This is a genomic window from Streptococcus sp. Marseille-Q7087 (assembly GCF_965111935.1).
Genome location: NZ_CBCOPJ010000001.1, coordinates 663,967 through 679,649, shown reverse-complemented (window position 1 = coordinate 679,649; position 15,683 = coordinate 663,967). Strand labels below are relative to the sequence as shown.

The following is a 15,683-nucleotide window of genomic DNA, read 5'->3' as shown; positions in this document are numbered from 1 at the left end:
TTACTAATTTGAGTCTCTTTCTAGCATTTCCACATAGTCGATAGCGACACAGAGGGAAATGACTAGGTCAGCATAAGATTCGTCGTAGACTGTTACGGTATAGGTAGAGGTTAAATGGAAAAGTTCCTTGGCGATTTCCGCAATCACTTGATCACGGTCATCCAGAAGTTTAAAGTTTAAATCCCAGATATTCCCCTCAATGCGAAGACCTAGGTTGTCAAATTCATACTTATCTCTAAAGAAAGTCAACTTCTTCCGGATATAAAAACTATCGCCGTTACTCAGTTGAATTTCAAAACGAGGTAGGAAAGTTAAGACTTCCTTACTAATCTCACTGACCTGTTCACCAGCAACATCATAGATGGTAAAAGTTTTAGGAATCTTAAAAAATGAACCTTCAACCTGATAGGCGACATTGCCCATTTCATCCTTGATATCAAAACGTTCACCACCTAGGCGAAATTTCTGTTTGACAAGAAATGTTCTCATAAACACCTCCAAAAATAAAAGACAAATCCATATCACGAAGGGCGAAAAACCGCGGTACCACCTTCATTCAATGAACTTGTCATTCTTTCGTTCTTATGCAATTGTTAGATTGAGTAGCATGATTTTCTATCTTAGATGGCTCGCAGCACCGCCATTTCTCTGGTCTAAGATGGAGAGAAAATCAATTCTCAACTCTCTTATTATAACGTTTTTTTAAGCTTGCGTCAACTGGGAATAATCCTCATTTAAATAACCAACTCCCTATATCCCTGATGACTTTTTCAGGATATATTTTTTCTTACTGCTATCACTCTTTTTATCCCAACTTTTATCCCACATTTTCGAATTGCTAAAGATAGCTACGAAAATATTTGCAAATATAAAGAACCCTATCACCAAATGTATGGAATCAGTTGTTAGATATTGCCGATCCAAGCCATCCTTTAAATGGAATAGTATAATTGTTTGGTCAACAATCAAAAAGGTTGGCCAGTAACTTTTTTTGAAAAAAGTAGACATTTTCATGATTTGTTACCGCTTTCTATTATGATAAGATTAGTATACTACTAGGAAATAAAATAAGCAAATAGGATAGTAAAAATAAATAGCTATACAACTATTCAAAAAACGAACCAGCTTGATTGATTCGTTTTTAGTTTATTTACTCCTACTTCCGATACATCTTAAATTGTAGGAAGAGGTCGCTATAGATTCCTGTCCATTTATGGTCAAATTTTTCATAAACTTCGAGGTGTTTCATTGTATCTGCATCTGGATAGAAGGATTTATCCTCTTTTGTCTCCTCTGGGAGCATTTCCTTAGCAGCATTGTTTGGTGTTGAATAGCCAACATACTCTGCATTCTTGAGAGCATTTTCAGGCTTCAACATGAAGTTGATGAAGGCATAAGCTGCATCTTGGTTCTTGACAGTTTTAGGAATAACCATGTTGTCAAACCAGAGATTGCTTGCTTCTGTCGGCACGACATATTTGAGGTTAGGATTCTTTTCCAACATCTGACTGGCTTCTCCTGAGAAAGTCACACCGATAGCAGCATTATTCTGAATCATGTAACCCTTCATCTCATCGGCTACAATTGCCTTGATATTAGGAGTTACCTCATAGAGTTTATCGACCGTTTGTGATAGTTGTTGAGGATCTTTTGAGTTAAGACTATAGCCTAGTGAGTTAAGACCTAAACCAAGCACTTCACGCGCCCCATCAAAGAGCATAATCGAATCCTTGTATTCTGGGTTCCAGAGGTCATCCCAATGTTCAGGCGCTTCTTCCACCATGGTTTCATTGTAGACAATTCCCAAAGTTCCCCAGAAGTATGGGATAGAGTACTGATTGTTTGGGTCAAAGGACTGGTTGAGAAATTCTGGACCAATATTCTCAATTCCCTCAATCTTACTATAATCTAATGGAACCAAGAGGTCTTCGTCCTTCATCTTATTAATCATGTACTCACTTGGGATGGCAATATCATAGGTTGTCCCGCCCTGCTTGATTTTGGTGTACATGGCTTCGTTAGAGTCAAAGGTTTCGTACTGAACTTGGATTCCTGTTTCTTCTGTAAATTTCTCCAGAAGTTCAGGGTCGATATAGTCTCCCCAGTTGTAGATAACCAATTTTTGGCTATCCCGACTATTGATTTTACTATCAAGATGATAGGAAATTCCCCACAAGACAAGGATAATGGCTAAAATTCCTGCTAAAAATGAATAGAGTCGTTTCATGCTTTCTCCTCCTTCTCACGTGAAATGAAGTAATATCCAACTACTAGGATAATACTAAAGAGAAAGACCAAGGCTGAAAGAGCATTGATTTCTAGCGAAATTCCCTTACGAGCCCGAGAGTAAATCTCGACTGACAAGGTTGAAAAACCATTCCCCGTTACAAAGAAGGTCACGGCAAAGTCATCTAGTGAATAAGTGAAAGCCATAAAGTAGCCTGCGATGATAGACGGCGTCAGGTAAGGAAGCATAATTTCCTTGAACATTTGGAACTGACTAGCTCCAAGGTCATAGGCCGCATGAATCATATCTCCATTCATCTCTTTCAATCGAGGCAAGACCATGAGCACTACGATTGGAATCGAGAAGGCTACGTGACTGGAAAGTACCGTCAGAAAACCAAGTGAAAACTTGAGTTGGGTAAAGAGAATCAAGAAGCTGGCACCAATCATAACGTCGGGCGCAACCATCAAAATGTTATTGAGAGATAGAAAGGCTTCTTGGTACTTTTTACGTGATTGATAAATGTAAATGGCACCAAAGGTACCAATCACTGTCGCAATCAAGGCTGATAGAAAGGCTAGTAAAAAGGTTTGAACCAAGATAAGCATGAGCCTTCCATCACCAAACATCGTCTCGAAGTGAGTCAAACTAAAGCCTGTAAAGCTATTCATATCATCCCCGGCATTGAAGGCATATCCAATCAGGTAAAAGATTGGTAAATAAAGGACGATAAAGACAAAGGCTAGGTAAAGATTTGATAATTTTTTCATCGTTCTCTCCTTTCCTTAGTCACCCACATGGTGATAAACATGGTCAGGATAAGAACAACACCGATAGTTGACCCCATACCATAGTTGTCATTGGTCAAGAAGTTCTGTTCAATGGCAGTCCCCAAGGTAATCACTCGGTTCCCCCCAATCAAACGTGTTAACATGAAGAGACTCAAACTTGGGATAAAGACAGATTGAACCCCACTTCTTACCCCATTCATTGACAGAGGGAAGATGACATGGCGGAAGGTTTCCCACTTAGTTGCACCGAGGTCATAGCTAGCATTAATGAGATTATTATCCATATCATCCAAAACGTTGAAGATAGGTAAAATCATAAATGGAAGCTCGATGTAGCTTGCGACAAAGATAAATGAGAAATCTGTAAATAGCAACTGCTGAGAACCGATTCCGATAAATTCTAGGAATTGATTAATAGAGCCATTTTGACCAAAAATTCCGATAAAGGCATAAGCCTTGAGCAGTAGGTTGATCCAAGTTGGTAAGATGATCAGCATGAGCCAGAGTTGACGGTGTTTGAGACGAGTCAAAAAGAGGGCTGTTGGATAGCTAATCAAGAGTGTCACTAGAGTCACAATCCCTGCATAAAGAACAGAGTTGAAGCTCATTTTGAGATAGGTTAAGTTTTGTGACGCAAAATAGGATTTATAGTTTTCTAAACTAAACTGGCCTTCGATGTTGAAAAATGATTGTCCAAAAATCAAGACCAGGGGTGCCAATACAAAGAGTGCAATCCAAAGCATGTAGGGCACTACAAAGAGTTTAGAGGTTGTTTTCTTCATCTCTCTCCTCCTCGATAGCGTTAATCAAACCTGCTTCTTGCTCTTCGATTTCTACGTATTCTTCGATACGAGCATCGAACTCTTCTTCTGTTTCATTGAGACGCATGATGTGGATGTCTTCTGGTTCAAAGTCCAGACCGATTTCCTCACCAACGATGGCCTTACGAGTCGAGTGAATCATCCATTCATTGCCAAGCTCGTCATAGGCGATAATCTCATAGTGAACTCCACGGAAGAGCTGCGTATCAACCTTAACTTGAAGTTTCCCTTCTTCAGGAAGAGTGATGCGCAAGTCCTCTGGACGAATCACGACTTCGACTGGTTCATTTGGCTTCATACCACCATCGACCGCTTCAAATCGTTTGCCATTGAACTCGACCAAGTAGTCCTCGATCATGGTTCCTGGCAAGATGTTTGATTCACCGATAAAGGTAGCAACAAAGTGGTTGATAGGCTCATCGTAGATATCAACTGGTGTACCAGACTGAACGATTTCACCGTCATTCATAACGAAAATCCAGTCGCTCATGGCCAAGGCTTCTTCCTGATCGTGGGTAACAAAGACAAAGGTAATGCCCAATCGTTGTTGCAGTTCACGCAGTTCGTACTGCATGTCTGTTCGCAACTTTAAGTCCAAGGCTGATAAAGGTTCGTCTAATAGGACCAATCGAGGTTGGTTGATGATCGCACGCGCAATAGCTACACGCTGGCGTTGGCCTCCAGATAACCTACGGATAGAACGTTTTTCGTAGCCTTCAAGCTGTACCATCTTGAGAACTTCTAAGACACGTTGTTCGATTTCTTTTTTATCGACCTTTCGCAATCGCAATGGAAAGGCAACATTTTCAAAGACATTCATGTGCGGGAACAAGGCGTAAGATTGGAAGACCGTGTGAACATCGCGCTTATTGGTAGGGATATCATTGATTCTTACGCCATCCAGCAAAATATCACCCGTCGTTGCGTCTAGCAAACCTGCAATGATATTTAGGATGGTTGATTTTCCTGAACCAGAAGCTCCTAGCAGTGTATAAAATTTTCCTTCTTCCAACTCAAAGTTAATATCCTTGAGAACCTTAGTGTCACTATCTTCAAAAACTTTAGAAACGTTTCTGAATTCGATAATTGGTTTTTTCAATTCCTCTAAATTCCTTTTTCTTCGTAAATTAACAGATTGGGACCTTGTAAAATGCTAGCAATGACTGTAAGGAATTGACCCAAACCATATCTAGCGATAAAATCCCAATCTTTGTATAATGTTTAATAATAATGTTATTCGTGTTCACCCAAGATACGAACCTCTCGCTCAAGGGTAACACCAGAATGTTCTTTAACTTTTTCAATGACAGACTCAATTAAGTCTTCATAATCTCGAGCTGTCCCATCGGCTACATTAATCATAAAGCCTGCATGTTTTTCTGAGACTTCGACACCACCGATACGGTAGCCCTTCAAACCAGCTTCTGAAATCAATTGTCCTGCAAAATGCCCAACTGGACGTTTAAAGACAGAACCACAAGAAGGATATTCCAATGGTTGTTTGAGTTCTCGAAGGTGGGTCAAACGTTCCATTTCTTGATTAATAGTCTCATAATTACCTGGAGATAGTGCAAATTTAGCTGATAAGACTACTGCTCCAGAATCTTGAATAGCTGAATGACGGTAACCAAAGGCTAAGTCCTTGGCTGATAAAGTCTCGATTTCTCCATCCTTGGTCAATACTTTGCAAGACTGCAAAATATGAGCAATCTCACCTCCATAAGCACCAGCGTTCATAAAGACAGCTCCACCGACGCTTCCTGGAATTCCACAGGCAAACTCAAATCCTGTCAAACTATGACGAAGAGCAATTCGAGTGGTTTCAATCAAGTTAGCTCCCGCTTCTGCTTCAATGGTGTAACCATCGACTGAAACATTATTGAGCTTATCACACATAATGACAAAGCCACGAATTCCGCCTTCTCGGACGATAATATTACTGGCATTTCCAAGAACCATCCATGGGATATTTTCTTGATTAGCGAACTTAACCACACGGGCCATCTCATAGTGATTGCGAGGAAAAGCTAAGTAATCTGCCTTCCCTCCGACTTTGGTATAGGTATAAGTTTTCAATGGCTCATCGAATCGAATATCAATTCCTTCTAATGTTTCTTTTAATTTATCTAATACAGTCATCTTTCTTATCCTTTTATAAAATTCATTCCATTATACCATTTTTAGCGATTTTTTTCGACGATTTGAAAAAGCTTTTTTATTCACACAAGTAAAAAAGAGGTCAGACCTCTTTTGCATGATTATTTTTTATACAAGATAGTTTTTGTAAAGTATACAAATAGAACAACTTCCACTGCTAACAATCCTTCAACAAGAAGCGGATTTGAAATCCAACCAACCTGAGATAGACTTGGAGCCAGATCAAAGAGGGCATGTAGACCATAGGCAGCTACTAGATAAATCCAATTTTTTTGACGGACTGCTTGATAAACCCAGAAAGAGAGACCAATTTGCATAACAAGAGCAAGCACACGCTCAACACCGAGTAAATAAACCTGCCATCCAGATAGAGATTGGACTGTTTCAAGTGTAGTTTTTGGAAGGAGATTTGCTACATCGGGATTTGGAGACTCTAATAATGAAAGGAGGATCAAAAGACTAATCAAACTTCCCATTCCGAGGTAGAGCAACTCCAAGCCACCATGACCAAGTCCATAGGCGAGGGCATCCGAATCTTCTAAGTTTCTCTTCTTCTCCAACCATTTAAAGAAGACAAGGCGAGCTGTTTCTTCAAAGAGAGCTGCCATAGCAATTCCATAAAGGACATATAAAAAAGGTTGCTCCTGCATAAGCGAAATGGTTCCATCTTTTTGTGGATGAAGCACCAAAAGGTGAACGATTTTCTCCAAGACTTGAGAAGAAACAAAGAATGCCACTGCCCCAAGACCTAAAACTGAAAGGTTAATCTTGTACTTCTTTTTTGAGAACCAAATGGCAGCTATGAGAATTACAAATAAAGCTATCATTGTGATTATTACATGAATTTTCATACTTTTCTCCTTTTATTCAGCCTGATCGATATCTTTTTTCATCTCATCAACATTGAACTTAGCAAAGAGGTACTGACGATCCTGGACAGGGAAACGTTGATCCAACTGATCGACAGCTCCAACCTCTACGATTCCCTCCTTGATGACAAAGTCCATAACGTGACCACCAAAGGTTAGGTCATCTGAAATAAAATGCAAATGATAGCCTGCGACACTGACACCATGGAAAATTTCAGGTGTCCAGAATCCAACGATAGTCCCAGAGATATTTTCGCAACTATATTCAGGCTGATGAGTCGCAACCTCAGCAAACTTCGTTTCGCTTGTCGATTTTGGTATCATGCGAACATGCATATGTTTAAAGTCACCATGAATCTTAATCGAACGGAAAAGGTTTTCTCCATCATAGTAGGATTCAATACGTTTTTCTAGTTCCTTATCAGTCATTTCAAAACGTTGGCGGAAAATAACTTCTGCCTGGTGGGGTACAACTGCCGCATAAGGGATCAGTGCATCTGGTGAAACTTCTACAATCTCAGGTTTTTCACCTGACCCCTTAGCTTGATAAGCCTTTCCATCTAAGACAATCAATTCCCCGTCGATAGAATCTAGGGTTCCTAGCCCTAAATCTCCATGTTCAAGTAACTCACCAACTGTCATAGTTCCACCGTAAAGTCCAGCCATCAAGGCTCCCAAAGTATTGTATTGGAATAATTTAACTGGTTCTTGCACCTTTATCATCTCACTCTTCTTTGAAAATTTACTTACTAAGTATATCACATTTCTGATTAGAATTGAATGCTCGACTGCCTTTTAATACTTAATGAAAATCAAAGTTCAAACTAGGAAACTAGCCGCAGATTGCTCAAAGCACTGCTTTGAGGTTGTAGATGGAACTGACGAAGTCAGCTCAAAACACTGTTTTGAAGTTATGGATAGAACTGACGAAGTCAGCTCAAAACACTGTTTTGAGGTTGTGGATAGAACTGACGAAGTCAGTAACATATACATACGGCAAGGCGAACTTGACGCGGTTTGAAGAGATTTTCGAAGAGTATAACATTGCCAAACTTCTAAAAAAAAGGTACAATGTAACAAAATCATGAGAGGTCTGGGATGAAGCAAGAAAGCAAGTACGAACAAGTCGTGCACTATCTAAAAAATGAGATAGAATCAGGTAGATTTGCAACAGGAAGTCGCCTGCCATCTATTCGAAGACTCAGTCAAGATTTCCACTGTAGTAAAGACACCATTCAGCGTGCACTCATGGAACTTCGATACGAGAAATACATCTACTCCAAACCTCAAAGTGGTTATTATGTATTGGAACAACAAACCAGTCACGAAGACCTCATTATCTCCGTTAATGATGAACATGTGGCTGCCTATGATGATTTTCGGCTTTGCGTCAATGAAAGCTTGATTGGACGAGAAAATTATCTCTACAACTACTATGAAAACCAAGAGGGCTTAGAAGAATTACGAAAATCTGTTCAGACATTACTTTTTGATCAAGCGATTTATAGTAAGGCAGACCAGTTAGTCATGACATCTGGAACCCAGCAAGCACTGTTTATTCTTTCTCAGATTTATTTTCCAGGTCAAGCTCAGGAAATACTGGTTGAACAACCGACCTATCATCGGATGAATCAACTGCTACTAGCTCAAAACATTCCCTATCAAACCATTGAACGTCGGGTGGACGGTATTGACCTAAACGAACTTGAGAAACAGTTTAAGAGTGGAAAGATTAAGTTTTTCTATACTATTCCCCGTTTCCACTATCCTCTGGGGCATTCCTATTCTGAAGAGGAAAAACTTGCTATCCTTGATTTGGCTGCAAAATATCAAATCTATATCGTTGAAGATGACTATCTAGGTGACTTGGATCCTAAAATGGGACAAACCTTTCATTATCTGGACCAGCATGATTTGGTCATTTATATCAAATCTTTTTCTACGAGTATCTTCCCCGCACTTCGAATCACTGCTCTCATACTTCCAAATGCTATTAAAGATGCTTTTGTGGCCTATAAAAATATTCTGGACTATGATAACAACCTTATCATGCAAAAGGCCTTGTCTCTCTATATTGATAGTCAGCTTTTTGAAAAAAACAGATTAGCAAGATTGGTACTGCAAGAAAAAAATCAAGATTTCATTCATAAGCTTTTAAAAGCTTATCCCATTTCTCTGCCAAACTATCCTCTCCATGATGGGGTCCTACTTGATCTTAGAGACTATCCTAAGATTGCAAGTCTCAAACACAGTCCTTTAAATCTTGACTTTTTCGAATCATCCTACATTGAAACTTGTCCTTATCAATTTGCTAAGGTTCCTTTAGAAAATCTTGAAGCAACACTAAACTACTTAAAAACAGAGCTGGATTAAAAACCAACTCTGTTATTTTTTATTGTTCTACTTCTGTTAGCTTGGCAGCTTTTTCAAGATATGTTTGATAAGTACCGTCATCTTTCAATTTTTGGATGACCTTATCTACTACTTCCTTCAAATCTGAATTGCCTTTTTTAATAGCAACTGCATTTGCTTCGCCTTCTTTCATAGTCAAGCTTACTGTTGCAACAGCCAAGTCAGAATTCTTCGTTGCATAGCTTAGGGCTACTGGCTCGTCCATATGAACAGCATCAACCTTACCTGATTGGAGTTCATTAACAGCTTCCCCCATATTTGTCAATGAAGTCAACTGCGCTTTAGGAAGTTGCTCTTTAACCATAGATTCAGGGACAGTTCCTTTTTGAGCTGCAATATTTGCACTTGCTAGAGAATCCAAATCTTTGTATTTTTCAAGATCAGTTTTTCTGATTAGGAAGCTAATTTTATTTTCATAGTAAGGAATTGAGAAATCAAAGACTTCTTTTCTTTCTTCAGTTGCACTGATTCCTGCAATTGACAAATCTGCTTTTCCTGTTTGAAGACTAGTCAAGACATTATCAAAACTCATGCTTGAAACTTCCAATTTCACTCCAAGTTCATCAGCGATTGCTTGGGCCATATCAATATCAGCACCTACGACTTGGTTCTTACCATCTACAAGTGCTTGAAACTCAAATGGTGCATAGTCTGGGCTAGTTGCAACCACCAATTTCCCTTTTTGTTTGATTGCCTCTACTGCAGACTGTGAACTTGAGCTAGATGATTGACAAGCTACTAAAAAGAAACTTGCAAGAAAACTACATAAAACAAATATCCATTTTTTAAATTTCATAAATAAACAACCTCTCTGTTAATTTTGTATAATTATACCCTATTTAAAAATACTTGTCAAACTTTTTCTTGCATTTTTATAAATTGTATTTACAAAAATAAAAATTTATTGGTTAATTTATCTATCTATTGGAAATCTATTTTCAAAAAAATCATTTATCATATCTTGATGTTGCTGGTTTACAATTGCAATATTTTGTATGTCCATATGATCAAAAAATCCTAATTCTAAAGTTTCATCACTTGAAAAAAAATTTGTAGAAATAGAATTTTCAGATGAAACTAAATACAAAATTGTAAGAACTTGTGCCTCATCACCATTTGGATAACTATCTGAATATTTAGTATAAACATTTAAAAGTTTTTCCGCTCTCACTTCGATTCCAGTTTCTTCATAAAACTCTCGAACTAATGCTTCTACAGCCGATTCACCTAATTCAATAGCACCACCTGGTAAACCCCAAGTTCCTTTGTCTGCTCGTTTTTGTAATAATATTTTTCCTGACTGACTTAAAATTCCACAAGTAAAATTTAAAATAATTTTATCTTTTCCAACTTTTTTTCTTATACTCTGTATATAGTTCATTATTCACCCCTGGCAAAGAAAACTATCGATACAATGAAAGCTTACTATATTAAAAAGTAAGCTTTCACAATAATTATTATCTTCTAAATATTTTACAATTCGACAATCTTACCTGTTTCAAAGTAAACGACCCATTCACAGATATTTTTTGCATAGTCACCGATGCGCTCCAAGTATGAAATCACTTGGAAGTAATCACGTCCTGTGACAATAGCATCTGGATTTTTTCTGATTTCTTCAGTTGCAAGGTCACGAATATTTTCGAAATAATGGTTAATTTTTTCATCCATGGTTGCAACTTCGTATGCCTTATCCACTGATCCGTTAAGGTAAAGTTCAAGGGTTGTTTCCACGAAATCTTTAACATCACGTCCCATCTTTTTGATTTCTTCTTCAACTGCTGGGATGCGTTGTTCACCCTTCATACGAATGGTTGCCTCAGCAATGGATACAGCGTGGTCTCCCATACGTTCCAAGTCTGAAACAGCCTTTAGAACTGTTAGAACTGTACGTAAATCTTGTGATACCGGCTGTTGAAGGGCAATAATTTCAAATGATTTCTTTTCAAGTTTCAATTCGTATTCATTGACTTCTGCGTCTTGCTCAATGACTTCTTTAGCCAAGTCACGGTCATGGGTGACAAAAGCACGTACAGTACGATTGATTTGGGAAAGAACTTCTTGTCCCATGGCGTAGAATTGGTTGTGCAATTTCTCTAAATCTTCTTCAAATTGAGATCGTAACATCTTTTTCTCCTTATCCAAATTTACCTGAAATGTAATCTTCTGTTTCCTTATGTTGTGGATAGAGGAACATTTCCTTGGTATCGTTAAATTCAATCAAATCTCCATTGAGGAAAAAGCCTGTTTTATCAGAGATTCGAGATGCTTGCTGCATGGAACGAGTAACCAATAGCATGGTGTACTTGTCCTTAAGGCTATATAGGGTTTCTTCAATTTTTCCAGCCGAGATAGGGTCTAAGGCTGAGGTCGGCTCATCCAAGAGGATAATCTTTGGACTAGTCGCCAAAACACGGGCTACACAAACACGTTGTTGTTGTCCACCAGACAGACCAATTGCAGAATCATGCAAGCGGTCCTTGACCTCATCCCAGATTGAAGCACGGGTTAAGGCTTTCTCTACAGCTTCGTCCAAGACTTGCTTATCTTTCTCCCCATTAATCCTTAGTCCATAGACAACATTTTCGTAGATAGACATGGGGAATGGATTGGGTTGTTGGAAAACCATTCCGATTTCCTTACGTAATTCAACTGTATCGGTACGAGGGCTATAAATATTGTGGCCGTTGTAAACCACTGATCCAGTTGTCGTCACTTCAGGATTAAGGTCACCCATTCGGTTAATAGCCTTTAGAAGTGTTGATTTCCCAGATCCAGAGGGACCGATAAGAGCTGTAATTTCCTTGGGTTGGAAAGATAAGGAAACACTATTCAAGGCCTTCTTTTTGTTGTAATAAACAGACAGGTCTTTGACCTGTAAAATCGGTTCTATCATACTGTTTCCTTTCTAACCAAAGTGTCCAGTTACATAATCGTTTGTTGACTGTAGCTTGGCATTTTGGAAAATATTTGACGTTTTATCGTACTCAATTAAATCTCCCAAGTAGAAAAATCCAGTGTAGTCACTTGCACGCGCAGCCTGCTGCATACTGTGGGTCACGATGATGATGGTAAAGTCCTTCTTCAACTCCAACATAGTTTCCTCAAGCTGAGCTGTCGCAATCGGATCCAAGGCTGAGGCAGGCTCATCCATCAAGAGAATATCTGGTTTTACAGAAATAGCACGAGCAATACAGAGACGTTGCTGTTGACCACCTGAAAGGGTCAAGGCCGACTTATGAAGGTCATCTTTGACCTGATCCCAGAGGGCAGCCTGACGAAGTGAGGTTTCTACAATTTCATCAAGGACTTTCTTATCCTTAACACCTGCACGTTCGTGTGCAAAGGTGATGTTGCGGTAGATTGATTTAGCAAATGGGTTTGGACGTTGGAACACCATTCCGATATGTTTACGCATTTCATAAACATTGATTTCAGGACGGTTAACGTCAATTCCCTGATAGAGAATTTGTCCTGTAACCTTAGCAATATCAATGGTATCATTCATACGGTTGAGACTGCGTAGGTAGGTTGATTTCCCAGAACCTGACGGTCCGATCAAGGCCGTAATTTTATTTTTTTCGAATTGCATATCCACGCCCTTGATGGATTCATTCTTACCGTAGTAAACGTGTAAATCCTTCGTAGAGAGGGCCACTTTTTCTTCTGGAAAAGTAATGATATGCCTTTCATCCCAATTATATTTTGACATGGCTTCTCCTTTAGGCTGCGGTTAATTTCTTATGTAGATAGCTTCCGAGTTTACGTGCTCCAAAGTTAAAGATTAAAATAAAGATGAGGAGCACCGCTGCAGAACCTGCTGAAACAAGAGTTCCATCAGGAATAGTTCCTTCACTGTTGACTTTCCAGATATGAACAGCCAAGGTTTCTGCTTGACGGAAGATAGAGATAGGACTAGATACACTTAGGACGTTCCAGTTAGACCAATCAAGAGCTGGTGCGGATTGACCTGCCGTATAGATAAGGGCAGCTGCTTCACCAAAGATACGACCTGATGCAAGCACGATACCCGTTACAATACCAGGAAGAGCTTCTGGGATAACGACATGAAGCACAGTTTCCCAACGAGAGAGTCCAAGCGCCAAACCAGCTTCACGTTGCGTATGGTGAACGTGCTTCAAACTGTCTTCAACATTACGAGTCATCTGTGGAAGGTTAAAGACCGTCAAAGCCAAGGCACCTGAAATAATAGAAAATCCATACTCGAACTGGACTACAAAGATGAGGTAACCAAAGAGTCCCACAACTACGGATGGTAGAGAAGACAAGATCTCAATACAGGTACGTACGAAGTTGGTAACACGACCTTTTTTGGCATACTCAGCCAAGTAAATTCCAGCCCCCATGGATAATGGTACAGAAATGAATAAGGTAATGACCAAAAGGAAGAAGGAATTATAAAGCTGAATTCCAATACCTCCACCTGCTTGGTAAGAAGATGATTTTCCAGTCAAGAAGGACCAAGAAACATGAGGTAAGCCTCGAACCAAGATATAGAGAATCAAGGAAGCTAGAATGGTCACAATGATTCCTGCGATGGTATAGAGGACAGCTGTTGCAAGTTTATCTAATTTCTTAGCGTGCATAGTTTTTCTTTCCTCTTTCTTTCGTAATCAATTTAATGACACTGTTAAAGGCCAAACTCATCAAGAGCAACACTAGAGCCAGTGACCAAAGAACATTATTATCAACAGTTCCCATAACTGTATTTCCGATTCCCATGGTCAAAACAGATGTCAAAGTCGCTGCTGGTGTCGTCAATGAAGTTGGGATAACTGCTGAGTTTCCGACAACCATCTGAATCGCAAGGGCTTCACCAAAGGCACGCGCCATTCCAAATACTACTGCCGTAAAAATACCTGAACGAGCAGCCTTCAAGGTTACACGCCAGATGGTTTGCCAGCGAGTCGCTCCCATGGCTAAACTTGCTTCACGGTAGTGACGAGGAACCGCACGTAGGCTATCTGTTGTCATGAAGGTTACAGTCGGCAAAATCATAACAAAGAGAACGAAAATTCCTGATAAAATACCAAAACCCGTTCCACCAAAGACACTACGTACAAAAGGTACGACGACCTGCAAACCGATAAATCCATAAACTACTGAAGGAATCCCAACTAGGAGTTCAATAGCAGGTTGCAAAATCTTTGCCCCTTTTGGTGATACTTCTGTCATAAAGACTGCTGCACCAATGGCAAATGGTGTTGCAATAAGAGCTGACAGGATAGTAACAATAAAGGAACCTAAAATCATTGGAAGGGCACCAAATTGTTTACCTGACGGATTCCAAGTTGCACCAAAAAGAAAATCAAAGATATTCACACCATTAACAAAGAAAGTGGACAAGCCTTTTTGGGCTACAAAGATCAAAATCATAGCAACGATGATGACAATCAAAGAAAGGCAGGCAAATGTTAGTCCTTTTCCTAATTTCTCAAGACGAGAGTTCTTTGACGGAGAGAGCAATTTTTTAGATAATTCTTCTTGATTCATTATTGACTCCCTTCTAGCACTGTCACAGTGCCTGCAGCATCTTTTTCGACCTTCATTTCTTTAACAGAAATATAGCCCATTCCTTTAACGATTCCGTTCTGAACTTCGTCTGAAAGGACAAAGTTTAAGAATTCGGCAACCAATTCATTTGGCTCACCAAGTGTATACATGTGTTCATAAGACCACAAAGGCCAATTATTAGTAGTTACATTCTCTGAAGTCGGTTCATAGCCATTGAGTTTGATTGTTCCAACTGAATCATCAACATATGCAAATGCTAGGTAGGAAATAGCCCCAGGTGTTTGAGAAACGATTGATTTGACCATACCGTTTGAATCTTGTTCCTGACTTTGCACCGCTGACTGACCATTCATAATCACACTGTCAAAGGTCGCACGAGAACCTGAACTCGCCGCACGGTTGATAATTGAAATAGCTAGATCTTTCCCACCAACTTCTTTCCAGTTGGTAATTTCTCCTGTAAAGATTTGTCGGAGCTGGTCTGTCGTTAGATTATCGACATCTACTTCTTTATTGATAATGACAGCTAGGCCTGCAACAGCAACCTTATGATCCACCAAGGCAGAAGCATCAATCCCGTCTTTCTCCTCAGCAAATACATCAGAGTTCCCAACATCTACTGCTCCTGATTGAACCTGAGACAGACCTGTACCAGATCCACCACCTTGAACATTGACTGTTTTACCGATGTGAGCTGACGAAAATTCATCAGCAGCTGCCTCAACTAAAGGTTGAAGGGCAGTTGACCCGACAGCCGTCATAGACTCCCCACGGTCAATCCAACTTGCACACCCTGCTAGCGAACCAGCAAGTAAAAGAGTTGCAAGAGAAATGGTGAGTTTTTTAAATTTTTTCACTATTTGTCTCCTTG

18 protein-coding genes are annotated in these 15,683 nt (G+C 39.5%); 1 reads left to right on the top strand and 17 read right to left on the bottom strand.

All coding sequences use genetic code 11. The annotated features are described in order from the left end of the window. Positions 1 to 3: 3 nt before the first annotated feature. The 9 genes from ACWPVF_RS03405 to budA form a co-directional block, all read right to left on the bottom strand. On the bottom strand, positions 4 to 489 hold the full coding sequence (locus ACWPVF_RS03405) for an LURP-one-related/scramblase family protein (protein WP_414259289.1): 486 nt from the start codon (positions 487 to 489) through the stop codon (positions 4 to 6). 261 nt (positions 490 to 750) lie between these two features. Further along, positions 751 to 1,014, bottom strand: coding sequence for a hypothetical protein (locus ACWPVF_RS03400; RefSeq protein ID WP_025170558.1), 264 nt, complete (start codon positions 1,012 to 1,014; stop codon positions 751 to 753). A gap of 142 nt (positions 1,015 to 1,156) precedes the next feature. Next, positions 1,157 to 2,227, bottom strand: a complete 1,071-nt coding sequence (locus ACWPVF_RS03395) for an ABC transporter substrate-binding protein (RefSeq protein ID WP_414261664.1) — start codon at positions 2,225 to 2,227, stop codon at positions 1,157 to 1,159. Then, complete coding sequence (locus ACWPVF_RS03390; RefSeq protein ID WP_454384695.1) at positions 2,224 to 2,997, bottom strand: ABC transporter permease; 774 nt, start codon at positions 2,995 to 2,997, stop codon at positions 2,224 to 2,226. Before ACWPVF_RS03390 ends, ACWPVF_RS03395 begins: the two co-directional genes overlap by 4 nt. Next, on the bottom strand, positions 2,994 to 3,800 hold the full coding sequence (locus ACWPVF_RS03385) for an ABC transporter permease (protein WP_000754116.1): 807 nt from the start codon (positions 3,798 to 3,800) through the stop codon (positions 2,994 to 2,996). The genes ACWPVF_RS03390 and ACWPVF_RS03385 overlap by 4 nt, the downstream gene beginning before the upstream one ends. Continuing rightward, positions 3,781 to 4,938, bottom strand: coding sequence for an ABC transporter ATP-binding protein (locus tag ACWPVF_RS03380; RefSeq protein ID WP_414261662.1), 1,158 nt, complete (start codon positions 4,936 to 4,938; stop codon positions 3,781 to 3,783). Before ACWPVF_RS03380 ends, ACWPVF_RS03385 begins: the two co-directional genes overlap by 20 nt. 134 nt (positions 4,939 to 5,072) lie before the next feature. After that, entirely contained in the window at positions 5,073 to 5,978 is a 906-nt protein-coding gene (gene murB / locus ACWPVF_RS03375; RefSeq protein WP_414253506.1) for a UDP-N-acetylmuramate dehydrogenase, read from the bottom strand. Between the two features lie 119 nt (positions 5,979 to 6,097). Further along, positions 6,098 to 6,847, bottom strand: coding sequence for a YhfC family intramembrane metalloprotease (locus ACWPVF_RS03370; protein WP_454384692.1), 750 nt, complete (start codon positions 6,845 to 6,847; stop codon positions 6,098 to 6,100). Positions 6,848 to 6,859: 12 nt separating this feature from the next. Beyond that, on the bottom strand, positions 6,860 to 7,588 hold the full coding sequence (gene budA, locus ACWPVF_RS03365; RefSeq protein WP_454384690.1) for an acetolactate decarboxylase: 729 nt from the start codon (positions 7,586 to 7,588) through the stop codon (positions 6,860 to 6,862). Positions 7,589 to 7,963: 375 nt separating this feature from the next. Between budA and ACWPVF_RS03360 the strand changes: the two genes are divergently transcribed. Further along, positions 7,964 to 9,238 carry an aminotransferase-like domain-containing protein gene (locus ACWPVF_RS03360; protein ID WP_454384688.1) on the top strand — a complete coding sequence of 425 codons (1,275 nt, stop codon included), beginning with the start codon at positions 7,964 to 7,966 and terminating at the stop codon, positions 9,236 to 9,238. Positions 9,239 to 9,257: 19 nt separating this feature from the next. On the opposite strand, the gene ACWPVF_RS03355 is transcribed toward ACWPVF_RS03360, so the two are convergent. From ACWPVF_RS03355 to ACWPVF_RS03320, 8 genes are all read right to left on the bottom strand, one after another. Further along, the gene (locus ACWPVF_RS03355; RefSeq protein WP_454384686.1) at positions 9,258 to 10,073 is read right to left on the bottom strand and encodes an ABC transporter substrate-binding protein; all 816 of its coding nucleotides are present in this window, start codon (positions 10,071 to 10,073) and stop codon (positions 9,258 to 9,260) included. Positions 10,074 to 10,190: 117 nt separating this feature from the next. After that, positions 10,191 to 10,658, bottom strand: a complete 468-nt coding sequence (locus tag ACWPVF_RS03350; RefSeq protein WP_454384684.1) for an NUDIX hydrolase — start codon at positions 10,656 to 10,658, stop codon at positions 10,191 to 10,193. A gap of 92 nt (positions 10,659 to 10,750) precedes the next feature. Next, positions 10,751 to 11,404: a phosphate signaling complex protein PhoU gene (phoU, locus tag ACWPVF_RS03345; protein ID WP_004252561.1), complete on the bottom strand. Its 654-nt coding sequence runs from the start codon at positions 11,402 to 11,404 to the stop codon at positions 10,751 to 10,753. Between the two features lie 10 nt (positions 11,405 to 11,414). Then, positions 11,415 to 12,173: a phosphate ABC transporter ATP-binding protein PstB gene (pstB, locus tag ACWPVF_RS03340; RefSeq protein WP_454384682.1), complete on the bottom strand. Its 759-nt coding sequence runs from the start codon at positions 12,171 to 12,173 to the stop codon at positions 11,415 to 11,417. A 12-nt stretch (positions 12,174 to 12,185) separates the two neighbouring features. Next, positions 12,186 to 12,989, bottom strand: coding sequence for a phosphate ABC transporter ATP-binding protein PstB (gene pstB, locus ACWPVF_RS03335; RefSeq protein WP_049495489.1), 804 nt, complete (start codon positions 12,987 to 12,989; stop codon positions 12,186 to 12,188). Between the two features lie 10 nt (positions 12,990 to 12,999). Next, a complete protein-coding gene (gene pstA / locus ACWPVF_RS03330) occupies positions 13,000 to 13,884 on the bottom strand; it encodes a phosphate ABC transporter permease PstA (RefSeq protein ID WP_006153485.1) in 885 nt (294 codons plus the stop codon). After that, positions 13,874 to 14,791: a phosphate ABC transporter permease subunit PstC gene (gene pstC, locus ACWPVF_RS03325; protein ID WP_254726118.1), complete on the bottom strand. Its 918-nt coding sequence runs from the start codon at positions 14,789 to 14,791 to the stop codon at positions 13,874 to 13,876. Before pstC ends, pstA begins: the two co-directional genes overlap by 11 nt. After that, positions 14,791 to 15,669, bottom strand: coding sequence for a phosphate ABC transporter substrate-binding protein PstS (locus ACWPVF_RS03320; protein ID WP_454384679.1), 879 nt, complete (start codon positions 15,667 to 15,669; stop codon positions 14,791 to 14,793). Before ACWPVF_RS03320 ends, pstC begins: the two co-directional genes overlap by 1 nt. Positions 15,670 to 15,683 lie beyond the last annotated feature (14 nt).